At 64.1% G+C, this 20,770-nt stretch carries 24 protein-coding genes; 6 read left to right on the forward strand and 18 right to left on the reverse strand.

All coding sequences use genetic code 11. The annotated features are described in order from the left end of the window. The first annotated feature begins 158 nt into the window (after positions 1 to 158). Complete coding sequence (locus tag HU230_RS28795) at positions 159 to 401, forward strand: hypothetical protein (RefSeq protein WP_092118949.1); 243 nt, start codon at positions 159 to 161, stop codon at positions 399 to 401. Between the two features lie 26 nt (positions 402 to 427). Here the strand turns inward: HU230_RS28795 and HU230_RS28800 are convergent, their stop codons facing one another. The 3 genes from HU230_RS28800 to HU230_RS28810 all read right to left on the reverse strand — a co-directional run bounded on the left by HU230_RS28800 (position 428) and on the right by HU230_RS28810 (position 2,318). Further along, positions 428 to 568, reverse strand: a complete 141-nt coding sequence (locus tag HU230_RS28800; RefSeq protein WP_173643732.1) for a hypothetical protein — start codon at positions 566 to 568, stop codon at positions 428 to 430. A 60-nt stretch (positions 569 to 628) separates the two neighbouring features. Further along, positions 629 to 1,510, reverse strand: a complete 882-nt coding sequence (locus HU230_RS28805; RefSeq protein WP_176528899.1) for a DMT family transporter — start codon at positions 1,508 to 1,510, stop codon at positions 629 to 631. Between the two features lie 82 nt (positions 1,511 to 1,592). Further along, positions 1,593 to 2,318: a TetR/AcrR family transcriptional regulator gene (locus HU230_RS28810; RefSeq protein ID WP_176528898.1), complete on the reverse strand. Its 726-nt coding sequence runs from the start codon at positions 2,316 to 2,318 to the stop codon at positions 1,593 to 1,595. Between the two features lie 216 nt (positions 2,319 to 2,534). On the opposite strand from HU230_RS28810, the gene HU230_RS28815 reads away from it, so the two are divergent. After that, the gene (locus tag HU230_RS28815; RefSeq protein WP_176528897.1) at positions 2,535 to 3,746 is read left to right on the forward strand and encodes a cytochrome P450; all 1,212 of its coding nucleotides are present in this window, start codon (positions 2,535 to 2,537) and stop codon (positions 3,744 to 3,746) included. Positions 3,747 to 3,841: 95 nt separating this feature from the next. Here HU230_RS28815 and HU230_RS28820 read toward each other — a convergent pair whose 3' ends face one another. Continuing rightward, the gene (locus tag HU230_RS28820; RefSeq protein WP_016847263.1) at positions 3,842 to 4,654 is read right to left on the reverse strand and encodes a response regulator; all 813 of its coding nucleotides are present in this window, start codon (positions 4,652 to 4,654) and stop codon (positions 3,842 to 3,844) included. 266 nt (positions 4,655 to 4,920) lie between these two features. On the opposite strand from HU230_RS28820, the gene HU230_RS28825 reads away from it, so the two are divergent. Both HU230_RS28825 and HU230_RS28830 read left to right on the forward strand, forming a co-directional pair. Then, a complete protein-coding gene (locus tag HU230_RS28825; protein ID WP_224943674.1) occupies positions 4,921 to 5,139 on the forward strand; it encodes a NepR family anti-sigma factor in 219 nt (72 codons plus the stop codon). Further along, positions 5,123 to 5,671, forward strand: a complete 549-nt coding sequence (locus HU230_RS28830) for a sigma-70 family RNA polymerase sigma factor (RefSeq protein WP_092118964.1) — start codon at positions 5,123 to 5,125, stop codon at positions 5,669 to 5,671. Before HU230_RS28825 ends, HU230_RS28830 begins: the two co-directional genes overlap by 17 nt. Positions 5,672 to 5,926: 255 nt before the next feature. On the opposite strand, the gene HU230_RS28835 is transcribed toward HU230_RS28830, so the two are convergent. Then, positions 5,927 to 8,836, reverse strand: a complete 2,910-nt coding sequence (locus tag HU230_RS28835; RefSeq protein WP_176528896.1) for an EAL domain-containing protein — start codon at positions 8,834 to 8,836, stop codon at positions 5,927 to 5,929. Between the two features lie 221 nt (positions 8,837 to 9,057). Here HU230_RS28835 and HU230_RS28840 point away from each other — a divergent pair, with 221 nt between their 5' ends. Continuing rightward, positions 9,058 to 9,423 (forward strand): methylamine utilization protein, encoded by a 366-nt coding sequence (locus HU230_RS28840; protein ID WP_176528895.1) that lies wholly within the window; start codon positions 9,058 to 9,060, stop codon positions 9,421 to 9,423. A 20-nt stretch (positions 9,424 to 9,443) separates the two neighbouring features. Here the strand turns inward: HU230_RS28840 and HU230_RS28845 are convergent, their stop codons facing one another. Continuing rightward, positions 9,444 to 10,427, reverse strand: coding sequence for a hypothetical protein (locus tag HU230_RS28845; RefSeq protein WP_176534822.1), 984 nt, complete (start codon positions 10,425 to 10,427; stop codon positions 9,444 to 9,446). A gap of 349 nt (positions 10,428 to 10,776) precedes the next feature. Between HU230_RS28845 and HU230_RS43710 the strand changes: the two genes are divergently transcribed. After that, complete coding sequence (locus HU230_RS43710) at positions 10,777 to 10,905, forward strand: hypothetical protein (protein ID WP_275949075.1); 129 nt, start codon at positions 10,777 to 10,779, stop codon at positions 10,903 to 10,905. 30 nt (positions 10,906 to 10,935) lie between these two features. Here the strand turns inward: HU230_RS43710 and HU230_RS28850 are convergent, their stop codons facing one another. The 12 genes from HU230_RS28850 to HU230_RS28905 form a co-directional block, all read right to left on the reverse strand. Further along, positions 10,936 to 11,964 (reverse strand): cytochrome-c peroxidase, encoded by a 1,029-nt coding sequence (locus HU230_RS28850; protein ID WP_176528894.1) that lies wholly within the window; start codon positions 11,962 to 11,964, stop codon positions 10,936 to 10,938. A 202-nt stretch (positions 11,965 to 12,166) separates the two neighbouring features. Beyond that, the gene (locus HU230_RS28855; protein WP_176528893.1) at positions 12,167 to 13,822 is read right to left on the reverse strand and encodes a CHASE domain-containing protein; all 1,656 of its coding nucleotides are present in this window, start codon (positions 13,820 to 13,822) and stop codon (positions 12,167 to 12,169) included. A 423-nt stretch (positions 13,823 to 14,245) separates the two neighbouring features. Beyond that, the gene (gene ureG / locus HU230_RS28860) at positions 14,246 to 14,890 is read right to left on the reverse strand and encodes an urease accessory protein UreG (RefSeq protein ID WP_092118982.1); all 645 of its coding nucleotides are present in this window, start codon (positions 14,888 to 14,890) and stop codon (positions 14,246 to 14,248) included. 170 nt (positions 14,891 to 15,060) lie between these two features. Continuing rightward, the gene (locus HU230_RS28865; RefSeq protein WP_176534821.1) at positions 15,061 to 15,798 is read right to left on the reverse strand and encodes an urease accessory protein UreF; all 738 of its coding nucleotides are present in this window, start codon (positions 15,796 to 15,798) and stop codon (positions 15,061 to 15,063) included. Then, the gene (ureE, locus tag HU230_RS28870; protein ID WP_176528892.1) at positions 15,779 to 16,396 is read right to left on the reverse strand and encodes an urease accessory protein UreE; all 618 of its coding nucleotides are present in this window, start codon (positions 16,394 to 16,396) and stop codon (positions 15,779 to 15,781) included. The genes HU230_RS28865 and ureE overlap by 20 nt, the downstream gene beginning before the upstream one ends. Positions 16,397 to 16,404: 8 nt before the next feature. After that, positions 16,405 to 16,704 (reverse strand): putative quinol monooxygenase, encoded by a 300-nt coding sequence (locus tag HU230_RS28875; protein ID WP_092118991.1) that lies wholly within the window; start codon positions 16,702 to 16,704, stop codon positions 16,405 to 16,407. 19 nt (positions 16,705 to 16,723) lie between these two features. Beyond that, positions 16,724 to 17,023, reverse strand: a complete 300-nt coding sequence (locus HU230_RS28880) for a putative quinol monooxygenase (RefSeq protein ID WP_024581875.1) — start codon at positions 17,021 to 17,023, stop codon at positions 16,724 to 16,726. A 111-nt stretch (positions 17,024 to 17,134) separates the two neighbouring features. Then, on the reverse strand, positions 17,135 to 18,850 hold the full coding sequence (ureC, locus tag HU230_RS28885) for an urease subunit alpha (RefSeq protein WP_176528891.1): 1,716 nt from the start codon (positions 18,848 to 18,850) through the stop codon (positions 17,135 to 17,137). Position 18,851: 1 nt separating this feature from the next. Continuing rightward, positions 18,852 to 19,406 carry an HD domain-containing protein gene (locus HU230_RS28890; protein WP_176528890.1) on the reverse strand — a complete coding sequence of 185 codons (555 nt, stop codon included), beginning with the start codon at positions 19,404 to 19,406 and terminating at the stop codon, positions 18,852 to 18,854. Between the two features lie 163 nt (positions 19,407 to 19,569). After that, positions 19,570 to 20,025: an endonuclease domain-containing protein gene (locus HU230_RS28895; RefSeq protein WP_176528889.1), complete on the reverse strand. Its 456-nt coding sequence runs from the start codon at positions 20,023 to 20,025 to the stop codon at positions 19,570 to 19,572. Between the two features lie 100 nt (positions 20,026 to 20,125). Then, a complete protein-coding gene (locus HU230_RS28900; RefSeq protein ID WP_038387566.1) occupies positions 20,126 to 20,431 on the reverse strand; it encodes an urease subunit beta in 306 nt (101 codons plus the stop codon). Between the two features lie 9 nt (positions 20,432 to 20,440). Then, positions 20,441 to 20,743, reverse strand: coding sequence for an urease subunit gamma (locus HU230_RS28905; protein ID WP_176528888.1), 303 nt, complete (start codon positions 20,741 to 20,743; stop codon positions 20,441 to 20,443). Positions 20,744 to 20,770: the final 27 nt, after the last annotated feature.

Here is a 20,770-nt window from a genome sequence, read left to right on the forward strand (position 1 = left end):
CGGAGGGGCAGCCGGATCGTTCCCTTAGTTTTTCTTGTAAGTCATTGATTTTATTTGATTAACATACTCAATCGACGTCTTTATCTCAAGCTATGGAACCCACCGCGAATTGGTTCGTTTAGCAAATTACTCAACTAACTAATTCTGGGCGATTTGCGATGAATGAACTTCGCGCTGAACGTCTTCAAGTCATGCTTTCCCCCGAAGAATTATCGGCTCTCGACGATTTCCGCTTCAGGCACCGCATGCCGACCCGTGCCGCAGCCGTGCGCGAGCTGCTCAGGCTCGGTCTGGCCGGCAACGGCGTCGATGGAGGGGCCGGGGTGAAGTCGAGCGAGTATGGGGTGTTTAACCGGGGGCCGGATGGGCACACCCAAGGGGACGCGCCGCAAGGGGAGTAACGGCGCGTTGGCGCTGATGCGGCGGTTCAGCCGGCGACGAAGAGGTCCACGACCGCTTTCAGCGTGCAGACCACAAGCGCCGAGGTGAACATCGCCGTACCGAGATCTGCGAGATAAAGCAGCTGCGCCTTCTGCTCCGCATCAAGCCGCGCGATCGCCTTGCGCATGGCCAAGCTCCCTTTTCAGGAGAACGCGTCGCGTGAACGTCGGTTCCCTCGGCCGCCTTCTCACGCCCGCTGCAGCGCCAGCGTCACGCCGCTGAGCGTCAGCGCCATCGCGCCGATCTCACGCAGCCCCAACGGCTCGCCGACAATGATCGCAGCCGAAATCACGCCAATGACCGGCACCAGCAGCATGCCGGTCGACGCCGATGTCGGCGGCAGGCGGCGCAGCGTCTCGAACCAGGTGAGATAGCAGATGCCCATCGGCATCAGCGTCATATAGGCAAAGCAGCCGAGGCCGAACGGCGTGATCGCGACATAGTTCGGGTGCTCGAACAGAACGCCGAGCAGCAGCATCACCAGACAGCCGATGCCAACCTGCCAGGCGACCACCGCGAGCGGCGGCATCGGCAGCGGCTTGCGGTTCAGCACGTTGCCGAGCGCGAACAGGATGGCGCAGGCGAGCGCAAGCGCGATGCCGGTGAGCTTGTCGGCGCTGAACCCAAAGCCGTTGCCGCCGAGCAGGAGCGCGACCCCGGCGACCCCGAGCACCAGCGCCGCCAGATCCCGCAGCGTCGGGCGGCTGTGCAGCACCGGCCAGGCAAACAGCATCGCCCAGATCGGCATGGTGTAGGCAAGGAGCGCCCCCTCGCCGACCGTGACAAATTTCATCGCGATGGTGCCAAAACCCATCCAGGCGAAGACGTTGGTGAAGGAGGCGAACAACAGCCGCGGCAGCGCCTCGCGCGGCACCGCGAGCGACTGGCCGCGGGCCAGCGCCAGCGTGCCCAGGATCACCGCCGCGCAGGTCCCGGCCAGCCCGCGGGCGAACAACGGCGGCCATTGCTGCAGCAACAGCTTCATCAGCGGCCAGTTCAGGGCCCAGCCGAAGGCCGTCACCACCAGGCAGAGAGAGCCGATCGTTCGGTCGCGTTGCGTCTTGTCCATCGGCCGCGCTTAGCAGGCAGAGGCACGCGATTCCACATCGCAGCGCGCATGCCGCGTCGGCGTGTACCTTCGATACCGCCCGTCAGGCAAAGGTGCCGATCGAGACCCGCGGCCAGCCCTCGCTTTTCCGCGCGGCGGCAAGCTTGCTTGTCCAGGCATCGATCAGGCTTGCGACGAGGAGACGGCCGGTGCCGCGCATATCGGGCAGTTTCATGGTCGGCGTGCCGAGCGCGAGCGCGATCACGCCGTGCACGGCCGCAAGCAGCGCGGTTGCGAGCCGCGGCGGCAGGCCGGACGCCGGCTCGGCGCCATGTGCCGCGAGATACTCCCGCACTGAGATCACGAACAGCTCGTAGCTGCGGCGGGCGATCTCGGTCTCGCCGAAATAAACGCCGTCGGGAAACCGACGGTCCTCGACCGTGCCGGACATCGAGAACAGCGAGCGGAAGTGATCGGGATTGTCGGCCCAGTAGTCGAGATAGGTTTCCATCACCCGCCGCAGCCGCGCATCGCTGTCGGCCGTCTGCGCGCGGACCCATTCGAGCCGTTCGGCAACCGCCTCGAGATTCTGCTGCTTCACCGCGAGCAGCAGCAACAGCTTGGTCGGATAATATTTGAGGACGGTGCCCTTCGAATAGCCGATCGCATCGGCGATCTTCTGGATCGAGACGGTCTCGAGCGCGCCGGCGGCGAACTCCTTGCGCGCGGTCTCGAGGATCAACGCCTTCAGCGCCTCCTTGTCGGCCTCCTGACGCGCCCTGCGCTGAAAGCGCCGCGCGCCCTTGCTGGATCGCTCCTCGATCGACATTGCCGTCTCCTGGAGCACTTTCGGTTCTGATTGAATCAGAACCGAAGCTCTAGCTTCTCGTTTTGACGCGTTTTCTTCACGCGAACCGGTACCCACTTCGCTCGAAAACGCTCTAGAGCCTTTTCCGCTCCGATGGAATCGAAACGAGGCTCCCCCTTGCCATACCCTAGTTAATTGACTATGGTCAATTAACTGATCATGAAACGGGAGGATGCAATGAGCGCCCTTGCGAACCCCCTTGCCGGCGAAATAGTCCGCAGCGATTTCGATCCGTTCAGCCCTGCGACGCGGGCCGATCCCTACGGCACCTACGCGGCGCTGCGTGCCGCGGCGCCGGTCGTTCGCCTGACCAAATATGACATCTGGGCGGTGCCGCGCTTTGCCGAGGTCAAGACGATCTTCGGAGACCATGCCAATTTCAGCAACGCCGGCGGCGCCGGGCTTGCGAACCACTTCAAGGAAACGCCGTGGCGGCCGCCGAGCATCGTGCTGGAAGCCGATCCGCCGCTGCATACGCGGACCCGCGCGGTGCTGGCGCGGATCCTCTCGCCCGGCGCGATGCGACGGCTCGCGGATGATTTCAAGGCCACGGCGACGCGGCTGATCGACGGGCTGGTCGAGCGCGGCTCGTTCGATGCGATCAAGGACATCGCGGAGGTGTTTCCGGTCAGCGTGTTTCCCGACGCGCTCGGCATCGACCAGGAGGGCCGTGAGAACTTCCTGACCTATGGCGCGATGGTGTTCGCCGGCTTCGGGCCCGAGAACGACTATTTTCGCGACCTGATGAAAGAGGCGCCGCGCGTGCTGCCCTGGGTGGCGGCGCGCTGCCGGCGCGAGGCGCTGCGGCCGGGCAGTTTTGGCGCACAGGTCTACGAGGCGGCCGACACCGGCGAGATCAGCGCGGAGGAAGCTGCGCTGCTGGTGCGTTCGCTGCTCTCGGCCGGGCTCGACACCACGATCAGCGCGATCGGCATGGCGCTGTACACGCTCGCGCGCCATCCGGAGCAATGGGCATTGCTCGCTGCCGACCCGTCGCTGTCGCGCGCGGCGTTCGACGAGACGCTGCGCTTCGATTCACCGGCGCCGTTCGTATTCCGCACCACGCCGCATAACACCGAGATCGCAGGCGTTAAGATCGGCAAGCACGAGAAGGTGCTGCTGCTGCTCGCCTCCGCCAACCGCGACGCGACGCGCTGGGAGCATCCCGACCAGTTCGACATCAGACGGCGGCTGTCTGGACACATGGGCTTCGGCGTCGGCATCCACGGCTGTGTCGGGCAGATGGTGGCGCGGCTGGAGGCGGAGGCCGTAATCGCAGCGCTCGCCAGCCGCGTGAAGCAGTTCGACATTGCGGGTCCGGTCGCCTTCCGCGACAGCTCGGGCCTGCGCGCGCTCAGCACGATGCCGGTGCACGTCACCCGCAAATAGTTTCGACATCGCGCGCCACGCAGCCTTGCTCAAGAAAAAGCCGGCGTACCTTTCGGCACACCGGCTTGCACTTTGCCCTCTTGCGTAAACTCAGGTCATGCCGACGCCGCGCGCGGCGTGCGGTTGCGCGAGTTGCGCTGGAAGAACAGCGCCTGGCTCGCCACCGCCGACACCATCGCCGGCTGGAACGGCTTCGAGATCAGGAACGCCGGCTCCGGCCGCTCGCCGGTCAGGAAGCGCTCGGGATAGGCCGTGATGAACACCACCGGCACCTCGAAGGTGCGCAGCAGCTCATTCACCGCATCGAGGCCGGACGAGCCGTCGGCGAGCTGGATGTCGGCGAGGATCAGGCCGGGCTTCTTGTTCTTGGCGAGCGCCACCGCATCGGAATGGGTGCGCGCGACGCCGATGACGTTGTGGCCGAGATTCTTCACCAGGCTCTCGAGGTCCATGGCGATGAAGGTCTCGTCCTCGATGATCAGGACATCGGTCGCGATCTCGGCGGCCATCTCGCGGCCGGCGGCATCGGTCAGCTTGCGGGTCTCGGCAATGTCGGTGCCGAGAATGTAGCCGACCTCCTCCTCCGAGAAGCCTTCCAGCGACAGCAGCAGGAAGGCCTGCCGAGGCAGCGGCGTGATGTTGGAGAGCCGGCGCTCGGGCGGCAACGAGAGCGTCGCCACGTCGGCATTGTCGTTGTTGTTCACCGACACCGAATTCCAGATCTGGGTGAACAGCCGAAACAGCCCGGCGCGCGGACCGTGGGTCTGGTCCAGCAATGATCCGTCCTGCAACAGGGCCTCGAGCATGGCCCCGACATAGGCGTCCCCGGACGCCTGGTTTCCGGTCAGTGCGCGCGCATAACGGCGCAGCAGCGGAAGGTGTTCGGCAACGATCTGTGATCGGGACATTCCCACTCCATCCTTGTTCGTGAGGCCAACCGGCCTGAAACCCATACTCTGGGGCGGCGTACCATTTTGGGGCGCCCCAGGTTCCCCTGCATGCCCGACTACGCGCGAGCGCCGAAAAAGTTCCACGAAATAGTTCCAGTCTTCCGGAACTTTCTGCGCAACTTTGCATTAGCTCCTGACCGACGAGGCAACGCGGCCAGCCTCTTTTTTCGAGGAATCGACTTGAAAATCAGAGACTTCACTCCCGGGGAAGCGTGGATCACATCATGAAGGAAGTAAAGAAGCAGGGCGGTCTCAACGCCGAGATTCAATCGAGAATCGGCCACCAGCTTCGCGCCATGTACGACGACGTGGTGCGGCAGGGGGTGCCCGACCGCTTTGCGGAGCTGATCCGCAAACTCGACGGACCCGAGGCTGCCGCGGCGGCTGTGGCGGGGGCGATACTGACAAGAACAATGGAGGGGACTAATGCCTCTCACGAATGAACTTCGCGACGACATCCTGGCGTCGGTCCCGAGCCTGCGCGCGTTCGCGATCTCGCTGTCCGGTAATGGTGACCGTGCCGACGATCTGGTGCAGGAGACCCTGCTGCGCGCGATCGCCAATATCGACTCGTTCCAGCCCGGCTCGAACCTGCCCGCGTGGTTGTTCACCATCCTGCGCAACCTGTTTCGCTCCGACTACAGGAAGCGGCGGCGCGAGGTGGAGGATGCCGAGGGCAACTATGCCAAGACGCTGAAGAGCCAGCCGTCGCAGACGGCGCATCTGGAGTTCGAGGAATTCCGCGCTGCGCTCGAAAAGCTGCCGCAGGACCAGCGCGAAGCGCTGATCCTGGTTGGCGCCTCCGGCTTCTCCTACGAGGATGCCGCGGCGATCTGCGGCTGCGCGGTCGGCACCATCAAGAGCCGCGTCAACCGCGCGCGATCGAAGCTCTCCGCGCTGCTCTATGTCGACAGCGCCGAGGATTTCGGCCCCGACAACACCGTGCGCGCCGTGATCGGCGGCAATGGCGGCTAGACAAGCGCGATGCTAGAATGGAAGGGCGGCCCGCTGGGCCGCCTTTTCTTTTGCAAGGGATCTTGCGGGCCGTCGCTTCGGGCGTCGCACACGCTGCGATCCGCCTGGCATACGGGAGGGAATGAAAACGATCGAGTGCCCAGGCGCGTCCTCGCGCATTCTGGACGGGTTGGGCTTTCGCCGGACCGGCGTCGTAACGGATGACAATATCGGCGAGGCCTGAGGATGGATCCGCGCGGCACCCGGCGCAACAGCCTAGCCCGCCATCGCCTGCTTGACGGCAGTCGGCTTGAAGCCGTTTCTCAATTCGAGAATCTTGCCAGCGATCTCGGTCACCGGAACCGGATGACTGAACAGGAAGCCCTGGGCCTCGTTGCAGCCCTCGGCCCGCATGTGGTCCAGCTGCTCGACGGTCTCGATGCCTTCGGCGATCGTGGTCATGCCAAGGCTCCGGCCAAGGCTGATGACGGCGCGCACGATCGATTTCGATCCATGCGTCGCGGTCGCGTCGCGCACGAAGGATTTGTCGATCTTGAGCTTGTCGAACGGAAAACTGCGCAGATAGCTCAGCGACGAATAACCTGTGCCGAAATCGTCCAGCGCGATGCGCAATCCCAACGCCTTCAGCTTGTGCAGCGTTGCAAGCGTCTCGCTGCTGTTCGCGAGGAAGACGGACTCGGTGATTTCGAGCTCCAGCCGGCGCGGCGACAATTTCGACGCCGTGAGCGCGTTGACGACGACGTCGATGAAGTCGGGGTCGCGAAACTGGACCGCGGAGACGTTGACCGCGAGCTTCATCTCGCTGGGCCAGGTGACGGCCTGCTCGCAAGCGCGATTGAGCACCCATTCTCCCAACGGGCCGATCAGGCCGATCTCTTCGGCGATCGGGATGAACTGGTCCGGCGCCACCATTCCCCGCTTCGGGTGATGCCAGCGCAGCAGCGCCTCGAAGCCGCAGATGCGGTCGAGATGGAGATCGTAAAGCGGCTGGTAGTACAACGAGAACTCGTCCTTGGCCATCGCTTCGCGGAGATCGAGCTCGATCGCCCGGCGCCGCTGCAGGCTGGCGTCCATCGCGGGCTCGAAGAAGCGCCAGGTACCCCGGCCTTCCATCTTGGCGCGGTACAGAGCGACGTCGGCGTTCTTCAGGAGCTTCTCTCCGGTGCTGCCGTCGACCGGCGACATCGAGATGCCGACGCTGCATCCGACCACGACGCGATGCCCGTTCAGCTCGTACGGAGCGCCGACGCATTCCACGATGCGGCGAGCGAGGCGCTCGGCCTCTTCTCCGGCCTGGACGCCACACTGGATGACCGCGAACTCGTCGCCGCCCAGACGCGCGACGGTATCAACCTCGCGGACGCAGGCGTTGAGGCGGTCGGCGACCGCACACAGCAGTTCGTCGCCGACCGGATGCCCGAGCGTATCGTTGACCTGCTTGAAATTATCGAGATCGAGGCAGAACACCGCGAAGCCGGATCCGCGGCCGACCTGAGCGACCGCCAGCTCGATCCGGTCGGCCAGCAGCGTCCGGTTCGGCAGCCTGGTCAGGGCATCGTGCCGGGCCATGAACGCGATCTGCGACTCGGCCCGCTGCTGTTCGGTGACGTCCTCGCAGGTGACGAGCCAGCCGCCGTCGGATGTCGGCCGTTGCGCGATGGCAATGATCCGTCCATCGCTGAGATGCTGCAGATAGTTGCCCTCGTGCTGGGCCATCGATCGATCGCGTTCCGCCAGCAGGTCGGCGACGGTCTGGTCACCGTGATTGTCGGCGGCGACGCTGAGGCCGAGCACGTCCTCCATGGTCATTCCGGGAACGACGAGCTCCGGCGAAATATCGAAGATCTCGCAGAACCTGCGGTTGGCGACCTGCAGCCGCGCCTCGCTGCTGTACAGGCACAGCCCTTGCGACATGTGCGTGAGCGCCGCGTCGAGCCGCAGGTTGGTTTCATGCAGCTCGGCCTTCTGCTGCTTCAACGCGGAGATATCGCTGTAGACGAGAACGACGCCGCCCTCCTGCGTCTCGCTGCGGCTGACACGCAGCCAGCGCCCGTCGGAAAGCTGTGCCTCGCTCGCGAAGCCATCGATGTCACCGTCGGCCGGCACCAGGCTGGGGGCATCGAGCCGATCCGACCGCAGAAGCTGCGGCGAGAGACGGATGAATTCGCTGGCGCGCGAGTTGGCCAGCGCGATCTGGCCATCCGCGTCGAGCAGCACGACGCCTTCGTGCGACGTTTCGAGCGCATCGGAAAGCCGCGCCTGCGCGGAGCGGCGTTGCGAGACCTCCTGATCGACCATCCGCCTGATGTTGTCGCGCATGGTTTCCATGGCGGTCAGCAGCGTGCCGAGCTCGTCAGTGCCGCCCTTGGGGACGGTCGCGTCGAGGTCGCCGCCGGCGATGCTCCGCGCGGCCCGCGATGCAATGGCGACGGGCCCGATGATCCGGCGCGCCAACACCCACGAGAACAGCGCCGACAGGAACAGCGCGACGGTCAGCCCGGCGACGTTGAGCTGCAGGTCCCGCTTGATCGTCGAGAGCGCCTTCTGCCTGAACAGAAAGCCGTCGCCGGCCGTATAGTTGACCAGCAGCTCAACCTGCTGGCTGACGATCTTGGAGTAGCGATCGACGTCGCCGACCGTGGTGCCCGAGGACTGCGGATCAGCCGCCGGGCTTCCCTCGAGCGACGATCCGATGGCGCGGCGATGCAGTGCCATCCAGGCGTCGGCGGCTTCCTGCACCTTTGCCGCGGCTTGCGCGGCCCGCGAGGACTGCGAGCGGTCGGCAGCGATCGTCAGGTCTTCCGAGAGCGTCTTGGCGAGCTTTTCGATCTGGCTGTCGAGGCTGGCGCGAATTTCCGGATCCGGGGTCAGCAGACGCTGCGACGACGCGACCCGCATCGAGGCGAAGTCCGCACCGGCCGCGCGGGCGTAATTGATCGACATCAGGGATTCGTCGAACGTCTTGGCCACCAGATCGCCGGCATGGCGGATGCCGAGGATGGAGTATCCGCCGAGCGCGACGGCAACGGCGCTCATCGCGAGGCAGAAAATCAGAATCTGGGTGCGGATCGAACCCGTGGTCAGGGCAAGACGCGACAGGCCGCCGGTTGCGAACCGAATGGCTGCACCGGTCTTCACCTTGAGGTTGCCTAATAGGCTATCCATACCCGCGTTTCGCCGTAGTGCTCGATGTTCAAGCCACGCAGAAACGCGCAGCGCTGCGGAAAAATGACTGTCTGCTCAAAATTGCTTTAGTAGTGACTGGAACTGATGCTAAAATCGTTAAGATCAGCCAGCGATAATCATCGTTACAAGGTAATCCGGGAGGCACCACTTGCACCCCGGGGTAGCCGATGTTGGGTGTTCGAGGTTCAAGCGGGGGTCTCATGCAGTCAGGCTTGTTGCGCATCCTGCGCCTCGGCCGGTCCGGCCGCGTGCCTTTAGTGGCCGCGATTGTCACGGGAGCGCTAGCCGGCGCCGCTCTGGGTGCGGCTCCCTATGTCATCTCGCAGAAGGATCGTGAATTCAAACCCGCGGAGATTTCGATCAAGCGCGGCGAGGTTTTACGATTCATTAACGATGACGGCGAGCTGTTGCATCACGCTTATTTGAGCACCGATACTTTCAGTTTCGACTCGGGCGACCAGCAGCCGGGCAGCAAGTTCGACGTCACCTTTTCGGTGCCCGGCGACTACACCGTGCTGTGCGGCATTCATCCGAAGATGAAGCTCGCGGTCCACGTCGCCAAATAGTCCCTCTCAGGGTCAACGATCTACAGGACCGAGGTCTTGAAGATCGCGGCGTGGCCGAAATAGTAGACGAACAGCGTCAGCGACAGCGCGGCACAGAGCGCAACCGGGGCAAGCCACGGCGCGCGACGATCGCGCGGCAACACCTTGTTGTCGGCAAGAATCGCAAACAGCACGGCGATGATCGCCGAGTGTCCGATGGTGTCGATCTTGCCGAACTCGAAGCACGCGCTGATGAACATCCCCGTCAGCACGGCGGCGGCGCAGCGCCGGATCAGCGGCGTCCAGATCAGGGCAAAGGCGAGCGCGAATTCCACCATGCCCGCGGCGCGCATGTAGAGCTCATTGTCGAAGCCGAGCGTCATCGAGGCATGCTCGATCAGGAGCGGAAAGCTCCATTCCGGATAGGCCCATTTTTCGATCGAGGCCCACATCAGCGTCACCGCCGCAGCGTACCGCATCACGTCGATCGGGCGGATTCCGAACAGGTCCTTGTTCAGCCCGATCAGCGCAAAATAGGCGGCAACGCCGAGAAAAATCGGGTAGTCGGCAAGATGGAAGACGCCGTAATCGCGAATGCCGATGCCGAACAGGATCGCCATCCCCACGGCCGACAGCGGCAGCGTGCGCCGCGACAGCATGCCGGCGGTGATAGCGAGCTGCAACGCGCCCACGAGCGGTGACGACGTCTTCAACTCGGGGGTCAGCAGGATCCCCCCCACGGCCCAGATCGAGATGAAGAAGAACGCGCAGACCGCGCGCATCATCAGTTCGGTGTGCAGCCGAAGCGCTTCGGTGACGCGGTCCAGCACGCGAATGGTCGCATCGCCCAGCGATGTCGGCTCGATCAGGCAGCCCGCAAACAGCCAGAAGACGGCGACGCCGAGCAGCAGTTCAAAATCGAGGCAAAGGACATTCTCGAGTCCGCGCGGCTGACCGGCGACATCGTAAGCGCAAAACCATTTGACATGTGCCTCGGCACTGCGCGCGGCTGTGACGCAAAACAAAACCGCTGCAAGGCACGTGGCGAAAAAGGAGCGCACAGCCGACACGGCATCTCGCTCCCGCCCACTAAACATTGAACCAACCGCCCACACACATACGCTTAAGGACTATGTTTAACTTATATCAAATTTTACGCTTTGCGCCTGCCTCCGGACATCCGCTGGTTGCATTGTGGTTAATTGCGGCAGGCAGGCCCCAACCCGTCCTTCAGTGCATCTTTTCCGGCCGGTTCCATCGAATTTTAGCTAATTCCGGCACGGGGGCTCAATTCAACTGTCGTAGTGAAACCCGGACAAATCGGATCGGGAGGCCGGTTAAATGTTCGGAGCGTTGAGCGTCGTGAGTATCGGGGTGGGGTCAGCCCTCGCCTATGTGACAAAATCGTCCCCGTCGCGCACGGCGGCCCTCGAGACTTGCGCGGGCGCGTTCCTGGTCGTCGGGCTCGGCCTGCTTGGGGCCGCACTGCCGCACCTCGCCTGACGAGTCCCCGTTCCAGACCCTCTGCTGCGCTCAGCGCGGCAATTTGGGGATCCCCGCCACCGGCGGGGCCGTGGCGGTCAGGGTTTGCAGGAAGGCGATGAGGTCCTTCTTCTCGCCTGCCGTCAGAGACAATGGCTTGATGTCGGGCGACCGGCTCGGCCGCTCGATCCCGCCCTTGTTGTAGAGCTCGATGACATCTTCCAGCGTTGCGACCGATCCGTCGTGCATGTAGGGCGCACGGCGCACGACGTCGCGCAATGTCGGGGTCTTGAAGGCATATTTCAGCTTCGCCGAGGTCGGAAAGTAACGTCCGCGCCCGATGTCCTGGCCTTTGGCGGTGCCGATATCCTGGAAGGACCCGTCGGAGAAGGATGGGCCGCTGTGGCAGGACGAACAGCGTCCCTTGCCGTTGAAAAGCTCAAAGCCGCGCTGAGCCGTTGCGCTGATCGCGCTCTCGTCGCCCTTGATCCAGCGGTCGAACGGGGCTTCGCCCGCGACGATGGAGCGCTCGAAGGTCGCCAGCGACTGCTCGATCCTCGGCCGCGTGATCGCGCCGTCGCCGAACGCGTGGGTAAATGCATCGACATAGCCGGGGATCGCCGCGAGACGCGCGATCAATTCCGGCTCGGTCATGTTCAGGTTCATCGGACTCAGAATCGGCCCGAACGCAACGGATTCGAGATCCTTGAACTTGCCGTCCCATCCCAGCGGCTCGAAGAAGGCCACATCGATCAGCGTCGGCGAACGGATCGGCAAGCCCTTCGGATCCTCACCGATGGCGCGTGGCAGGCCGTCAGCCCATGACAGGCTGGGCTTGTGGCAGCTCGCGCAGGAATGCGTCTTGGACCGCGACAGCAGCGGATCGAAGAACAGCATCCGCCCCAGCGCGGATTTCGCCTCCGAATAGGGATTGCTGCTCGGGAAGGGAACGACGTCGGGCCGGCGATAGCTGGCACGAATTGTCACAGGGTCGCGCGGCGCCGTCGCCGGGGTCAAGGCAAGCGACAGCCCTACAGGCAAAACTGCCGCGAGCAAGGTCAGGCTGACCCAAAGCCTCATGGGGTCCTCAGACGGTATCCTGCTCGGTATATGCCCAAGCATGTTCAACGAAGTTTTAACACTCGGTTGCGGGCCATTACGGATGTCGGATTTCGACACAGATGACCTTAGGGTCGTCCGGCGCACCTAGTTTCGATCAATCCGGGCAACAACATAGCCACTCAACCTAAGGCGGCCACGGCGGTCTATTTCGTGGGGCGCTCTACTTCTTCGCCGGACGGACCGGCGCGGAGAGCTGCTCGGTGCGGTCGCGCTCGGTCATATCGACCACGGTGTCCATCGGCGCGGTGAGCTCATAGACATAGGAGACGTCGGTGAAGTAGCGCTTCGCGGTGCCGCCCAGCGCCTCCGGCGCGACGCGGTCGAGCAGGATCAGGCCGAAGTCACTGTCGGCCCGCCGCGTCGCCTGGCTGGTATTGAACTCCTCCCAGCGGAAATGGAAGACCGCATCCTCACCGGCGACTTCCCAGTTGGCGACGATGTGCGGATGCTTGCCGACCAGCGACAGCCCTTCGTCGGAGTGCGAGGCGAGCTCGAAAAACAGCAGCGACAGCGATTGCGCGGCGCGGGCGCTGACGGTGATGTCGGGACCGTTCACCGCGATCCGGTCGGCATGCGGAATCGCGCGCGATTCGAACAGGCCCTTCAGCTTGACGCCCTGCCACTGGCTCTCGCTGAGCAGCGTGACGACATTCGACATCGCGTGGATGCGCCCGATCAACAGTTCGCGCGCGACGTCGATGTCGGCGCCGTGCCGCAGCGTGCGGGTCACGATCGACTGGATCACCGCGAGGATGTTCTTGACCCGATGGTTGAGCTCGTCGATGACCGCAGTCAGCCGGCGCTCGAAGCCGATCCGAACCTCGATCTCGCGGCTGAGGCGCAAATTGTTGTAGGCGACGTAGCCGAACAGGCCGCAGACGATGCCGGTCAGCGCGAGGCCGATCGCCGCGACGATGGTCGCGGTCTGCTGCGCACGCACCGTGGCGTTGCTCTTGGCGTAATAGTCGAGCGACCAGTCCCGGCCGCCGAACGTTACCGTGCGGACCATCGACGGCAGCGGGCCGTCCTGCCGCACCGCGCGCGAGGTAACGATGCCCTGCTCGTTGGCGGTGAACTCGTCATTGGAATCACGCGGGTCCTTCAACGCCACCGCAAACAGCGAGGAATCGTCGTTGGTCAGCATCAGCGACGACAGCTCGTAGGAAAAGGTGATGAATCCGGCCGGCTCGGACCCGCCCTCCTGGAACACCGGCGCAGCGAGCACGACCCCGACCGGGCCGTTCTGCCGCAGCAGCGGCACCGGGTCCGAGGCCACGGGCTTGGCGTTCTCCATTGCCCGCGCCAGCATCGGACCGACCACCGAGTGGCGGTCGAAGGCGCGGCCCGGGATGCTCAGGGTTTCCGGATTGCGCGGCTCGACATCCATCAGCACGTTGATCGGCTTGTCGAGCGCCTTGATGTCGAGCGCCTGGTCGTCGAAATCGCGGATCGAGGGATTGGTGAAGCCGGCGGCCTTGAGCTCCGCCTCGGCCGCGGTCAGCTCGTTCGGCTTGAGCCGCGCGATCCAGGCGGCGACGACGAAATCGGTCTTGAAGGCGTAGATCGCCGAGCGCAGCGGCTGCAGCATATTGGCCTTCACCATCGACGGGGTCCGGAACAGTCCCGAGGCCACCCGCGCCAGCAGCTCGCGCTCGGTCAGGCGGTCCTGCACCAGGCTGGCATGGACGTCGATCGCCCGCGCCAGTGCGATACCGTCGATTGCGAGCTCCTGATCGTGCACCCGATAGGCGGCAAGACCGGAGAGCAGAACTCCGATCAGCGCAATCAATGCAACGATGAAACCCAGTCGAACCACACGCTTACTCGGCAATCAGGGGGTGGCGAAAGGGGACGGTAGGCATCTGGCTTCTGCGGGGGCGGCGACAAATCAGGGTGCGATGAACGCCAGCCGCAAAGGAATATGGAATAGCGATCATCGGTACGCAACAGGAGCCGGTCGGCAACATTAACGACGACGCCATCCGGCGGTCTTTGGCGGCACCAAAGGTTGCTAATCGTCAAAGTTGGAAATTGTTCCGGCGATTGCGCAGCTTTTTTGCGGCGGTGTGCGGACCCCCTCCCGTTCACCGTCCCCCCCGCGCAAAGGCTTCGCCTTTGTCGCTGGAGGAGCGCGGTACGCGCGTCTCGAAGGGTGAACGGCCCCGCCGGTGGCCGTACATCCTTCGAGGTTCGCTCCGCTCGCACCTCAGGATGACGGGACTGGCCACCGCCACAATGATTAACGGCCAGCCGCCTTGCCTGCGCCCTGCGACCGAAGGCCGCCCTTGGTCTCGATGAAGCTGATGATGCGATCGAGGCCGTCGCTCTTCTTCAGATTGGTCATCACGAAGGGCCGCTCGCCACGCATCCGCCTGGCGTCGGTGTCCATCTTCTCGAGCGACGCACCGACATGGGGTGCGAGGTCGATCTTGTTGATCACCAGAAGGTCGGACCGCGTGATGCCGGGGCCGCCCTTGGAGGGGATCTTGTCGCCGGCGGCGACGTCGATGACGTAGATCGTCAGATCCGCCAATTCCGGCGAGAAGGTCGCCGCCAGATTGTCGCCGCCGGATTCGATCAGGACCAGGTCGAGATCGGGGAATTTCGCCCGCATGTCGGCGACCGCAGCGAGGTTCATCGAGGCGTCCTCGCGGATCGCGGTATGCGGGCAGCCGCCGGTCTCGACGCCGGCGATGCGGTCCGGCGTCAGCGAGCCGGAGCGCACCAGAAACTCGGCATCCCATTTGGTGTAGATGTCGTTTGTGATCGCAGCGATGTCGTAACGCTCGCGCATCGCCTTGCAGAGCAGATCCATCAGCGCGGTCTTGCCGGAGCCGACCGGACCGCCGACGCCGACGCGCAACGGGCCATGAGAAGTGGGCATATGACACGCTCTCCGTTATCGTCGTCCCGGCCGAGTGCGCAGTTGCGCACGGAGCCGGGACCCATTACCACCGAATTGAATTGTTGCGCGAGACTGGGGCCGCAGACTTGGACGCCGGGACGACGGCTGAGGACGCGAATGCGGCGCCAGCATCGTCGCTTGATTGCGCATCATGACCGGAACAGCCTCGTGTACTGCGTCTCGTGACGCAGGCTTGCGAGGTCGGCCCGGAAGGTCGCGCTGCCGAGATCGTCGAGCGAAGCTGCGTTGGCCCGCGCCGCGGTCGCGGCAACGACCGGCTCGAGATCGGCCAGCACGCGCTGGCTGTCGGTCTGCCCGAGCGGAATCAGCCGGCTGCCTGCGGAGATCCAATTCGAGAGCACGGCATGCAGGAAGGCATGCAGCGATGGCGCCAGCCGGATGCCATGCGCAGCGCTGACGATACCGACCGCGACCGGGTACACGATCGGCCCGTCGCAAGCCGCAATCATCGCGCCGAGGCCAGACGCACTCCAGGCCGCACGGGCAATCTCGATGAAGGCGCGTCCCTGCGTCGTGGTCTCGAGCTGCCGCTCGCGCGACGGCACGAAGGCAGCAGCAAGCTCGGCGATCTCCTTCAGTCCCGCGTAGCCGGGCTCCGACACCGCGCGATGGCTCTGCGCAAGGAACACGGCGTCGCAAAAGCCGCTGCCGTCGGTGAGCATCGCCGCGAGCCAGCCGCGCAGCGACGCGGCATCGGTGATGTCACCGGCCTCGACCGCCCATTCGATGCCGCTGGAATAGGCGAACGCCCCCACTGGAAAGGACGGCGACAGCCACGTCATCAGCCGGTACAGCGCGGCCGCCTCGTCCTCCGCCATCCCGCCGCGCACCGCAGCGGGATCAGGCTCATTTGTGCTCATGAGCATGGGAGTGGTCGTGGTGATGATGGGCATGGTCGCAATGCTCATCATGGTGGTGGTCGTGGTCATGCCCATGGTGATGTCCATCACCGTGGTGGTGACCATGATCGTGCGCGTCGCCATGGGCATGATCGTGCCCGGCGTGACCATGCGCGTGCTCGTCAGCATGCGCGTGCTCGGCATAGGCGCCGCCCTCGGGATCGAACGGCGCCTCGATCTCGATAACACGGGCCCCTAACCCCTTCACCATCGCCTCGATCACGTGATCGCGCCGAATGCGCAGGCCTTTCGGCATGATCTGCGTCGGCAGATGGCGGTTGCCAAGATGCCAGGCGACCCGGATCAGATGATGCGGATCGCTGCCGCGGATTTCCGCGAGCGGCTCCGGAGCTGCGACCACCTCGATGAGGCGGCCGTCCTCCAGCACCAATGCGTCGCCGCCGCGCAGCGCGACGGCGTTCTCGAGATCGAGCAGGAATTCGAGCCCGCGCGTCCCTGACATCACCATCCGCCGCCGGTGCCGGTCGTCGAAATCGAGCACGACGGTGTCGGCTGCCGCTTCTGTCCAGCGATGCTGTCCCAGGACTTTGGTTGCGCGGATCATCGATTGCCTCAGAGCTTCTGAACCTTGGCGTCGCTGATGATCTCGATCACCGTCGGGCCGGTCTTCATTTCGGCGGAATATTCGCGCCACACCTTCATGTGTGGCGCCTTGCTGTGCGCGGTCAGGTCGTCGCGGGTTTCCCAGCGCTCGACGACCACATACAGATTGGGATCGTTGACGCTGACATGGCCCTCGTAGGAGAGGCAGCCCTTCTCCTTGTGGGTCTCGGCGATGCACGCCTTGTGTCCCCTAATGAAGTCGTCCTTGTTTTCCGGCTTCATCGGCGTGGTTGCGATGACATAGATCATGGTGCTTCTCCCGTTCTTGTTAGCGAACGTCGACCTTCTCGGGCGTGATCACCTCGATCTTCGGCGGCGCGGCCATGCACTTCACCGCAACGCGGCCGAACGTCTTCATGTGCTCGGCGGTGCGATGCGGCACCAGCGCCTCGGCGTTCTCCCACTGCTCCACGAACACCATCTTGCTGTGGTCGGTGACGCTCTCGTGCAAGTCGTAGGCGATGTTGCCGGGCTCCTTGCGGGTTTCCTTGATGCAGGCCGTCGCCGCAGCGATGAATTCGGCGCGGGTCTCGGGCTTGATGGTCAGCGTGGCAACGACGTAAATCACGGAAATTCCTCCCGGTTTTCTCTTTTGGTTTGAGTCTTGTCTTGACGCGTTTTCTTTCCGCGAACCGGAAATCCACTTCGCTCGAAAACGCTCTAGTTACCGGGAGTGGTTTTAGAACATAAAGTAGCGCTGTGCCATGGGCAGCACCTCGGCCGGCGCGCAGGTCAGGAGCTCGCCGTCTGCGCGTACCTCATAGGTCTCCGGATCGACCTCGATCTCGGGCGTCGCGTCGTTATGGATCATGCTCTTCTTGGAGATCTTTCCGCGGGTGTTCTGCACCGCGTAGAGCTTCTTGCTGATCCCGAGCTTGCGGGCGAGGCCGCCGGTGACCGCAGCCTTCGAGGTGAACACCACCGAGGACGCGGTCAGCGCCTTGCCAAAGGCGGCGAACATCGGCCGGTAATGCACCGGCTGCGGTGTCGGGATCGAGGCGTTGGGATCGCCCATCGGCGCCGCCACGATCGAGCCGCCCTTGATGATGCAGTCCGGCTTGACGCCGAAGAACGCCGGCGACCACAGCACCAGATCGGCCAGCTTGCCCTTCTCCACCGAACCGATCAGCTTCGACACGCCATGCGCGATCGCCGGGTTGATGGTGTATTTGGCGATGTAGCGCCTGACGCGGAAATTGTCGTTGTCGTTGCCCCTGTCCTGCGGCAGGGCTCCGCGCTGCTTCTTCATCTTGTCGGCGGTCTGCCAGGTGCGGATGATGACTTCGCCGAGCCGGCCCATCGCCTGCGAGTCCGACGACATCATCGAGAGCGCGCCGAGATCGTGCAGGATGTCCTCGGCGGCGATGGTCTCCTTGCGGATCCGGCTTTCGGCGAAGGCGAGGTCCTCGGCGATCGACGGATCGAGGTGATGGCACACCATCAGCATGTCGAGATGCTCGTCGATGGTGTTGCGGGTGAACGGCCGGGTCGGGTTGGTCGAGGACGGCAGCACGTTCTTCAGGCCCGCAATCTTGATGATGTCGGGGGCGTGGCCGCCGCCGGCGCCTTCGGTGTGGAAAGCATGGATGGTGCGGCCCTTGAATGCCTTCACGGTTTCCTCGACGAAACCGGATTCGTTCAGCGTGTCCGAATGCAGCATCACCTGGACGTCGTAATCGTCGGCCACCGACAGACAGGTGTCGATCGCCGACGGCGTGGTGCCCCAATCCTCGTGCAGCTTCAGCGCGCAGGCACCGCCCTTGATCATCTCGACCAGCGCCGCCGGACGCGAGGCGTTGCCCTTGCCGGAAATGCCGAGGTTGACCGGGAAGGCGTCGAACGACTGGATCATCCGCCCCATGTGCCACGGGCCGGGCGTGCAGGTGGTGGCGAAGGTGCCGTGCGAGGGGCCGGTGCCGCCCCCTAACATCGAGGTGACGCCACTCATCAGCGCGTGCTCGATCTGCTGCGGGCAGATGAAGTGGATGTGGCTGTCGAATCCGCCCGCGGTGAGGATCTTGCCCTCACCCGCGATTACGTCGGTGCCGGGACCGATGATGATGGTGACATTGGGCTGGATGTCGGGATTGCCGGCCTTGCCGATCGCCGCGATCATGCCCTCCTTGATCGCGACGTCGGCCTTGTCGATGCCCCAGTGATCGACGATCAGCGCGTTGGTGATGACGGTATCGGCCGCGCCTTGCGCGTTGGTCACCTGCGACTGCCCCATGCCGTCGCGGATCACCTTGCCGCCACCGAACTTCACCTCCTCGCCATAGGTGGTGAGATCCTTCTCGACCTCGATGATCAGATCGGTGTCGGCGAGCCGCACCTTGTCGCCGGTGGTCGGCCCGAACATGTCGGCATAGACGGAACGCTTGATCTTCACGGACATGTCAGCCCCCAGTTTCAGCCAGCGCGGCCTTGGCGCGCGCGAGAGTGTCATCGAAAATGCGGTCGAGCCGCGGATTGATCCCCCGGCAACCGGCAACGACCTTGTCGGCCCAGGCCGCATAGTCGGCGAGATCGTCGCGCTCGTCCTTGCCTGGATGCGGCACGATCCGGGCGCCGATATTGCTGATCTTGTCGGCGGTCTTGATCAGCTTGGCGCCGGGCGATTTGTGCGGAGCGTCCTCGATCTGCTTTTGCCGGCGCACGGGCTTTGGCAGGCTCATGTCGTCGGTGCATTCGACCACCAGCGCGGCAACGCGTTCGCTGAACTTTTGCGCGAGCTCCGCGCGCGCGGTCTCGGTGTCCTCGATGGTGTCGTGCAGCCAGCCGGCCGCCACCAGCTCGGCATCGGCACCATCGGTCACCTGCGCCAGCAGGTTCGCAACCTCGGCCAGATGGTTGATGTAAGGCTCATTCCCCCGCCCCTTGCGCGCCATGCCGTTGTGACGGCGCGCGGCAAGCTCGGCAGCTCCGGAGACCATGCAAAGCGCGGGTAGCATCAGATTGCGGCGCTCCCGTCGCAATTGCGATTGGTATGGCATCGAGAAATAATTTCGGCCGGCGCCCGGGGCTTACCCCTCTCCCCAACCCTCCCCCGCAAGGGGGGAGGGAGCCTGATGAGTGTGCTCACCTCACGTCTCGTAGGGATTTCTCCACCTCGCATCACAACTTCTCCGCTCGATCAACATTAGATGTAAGGGAGGCATCGGTGGAAGGGTTCCCTCCCCCCTTGCGGGGGAGGGTTAGGGAGGGGGGTGCCGCTTGCTCCGCTGCCTGAAGGGTCGCAGGAGCGACACCTTCGAGATTTTTCAACACATCGTTGTTGGTGAAGCGGAGCACACGGTAGCCGCGCGACGTGAACCAGGCGTCTCGTCGCTCGTCGTGACGAACTCGTTCATCGAAATCGTGGCTTTCGCCGTCAACTTCAACAATCAACTTGCAAGAATGTGCGACGAAATCCGCAATGTAATTGCCCATCGGAACCTGTCGACGAAAATTGAGGCCGGCGAGGCGATCGGCCTTGGTGTGCCGCCACAGCAGCGTCTCCGCGCGCGTCATCGCACGGCGGAGCTCCTTGGCGCGACCGCGCTGGATGTCGCTCACTTGCGTGTGCGGCATACCCCTCTCCCCACCCTCCCCCGCAAGGGGGGAGGGAGCCTGACCGGAGTGCTCACCTCACTATCGACCACCACCATCACACTCGCCGCTTAGATTACAATCAAAGCTTCCCCTTCACCTCGGCGCGGAAGCCGTAGATCACGCGCTTGCCGGCGAGTGCCACGAGGTGGACGTCGCGGGTCTGGCCGGGTTCGAAGCGGACGGCGGTGCCGGCGGCGATGTCGAGGCGCATGCCGCGGGCCTTCTTGCGGTCGAATTTCAGCGCCGGGTTGGTTTCGAAGAAATGGTAGTGCGAGCCGACCTGGATCGGGCGGTCGCCGGTGTTGGCGACCGACAGCGTCACGGTCTTGCGGCCGGCATTAAGCTCGATCTCGCCGTCCTTGATGAAGAGTTCGCCGGGAATCATGTCGCACTCCTATCGGATCGGCTCGTGCACGGTGACGAGCTTGGTGCCGTCGGGAAATGTCGCCTCGACCTGGATGTCGTGGATCATCTCCGGGATGCCATCCATCACCTGCGCGCGGGTCAGGACCTTCGCGCCGGCCTGCATCAAGTCGGCGACGGTGCGGCCGTCACGCGCGCCCTCGACGATGAAGTCGGTGATCAGCGCGATCGCCTCGGGGTGGTTCAGCTTGACGCCGCGCTCAAGCCTGCGGCGCGCCACCATGGCGGCCATCGATACCAGGAGCTTGTCCTTTTCGCGGGGAGACAAATTCATGCGAGCACTCTGATCGTTCTTGAAGGG

It is taken from the genome of Bradyrhizobium quebecense, assembly GCF_013373795.3.
GTDB lineage: Bacteria > Pseudomonadota > Alphaproteobacteria > Rhizobiales > Xanthobacteraceae > Bradyrhizobium > Bradyrhizobium quebecense.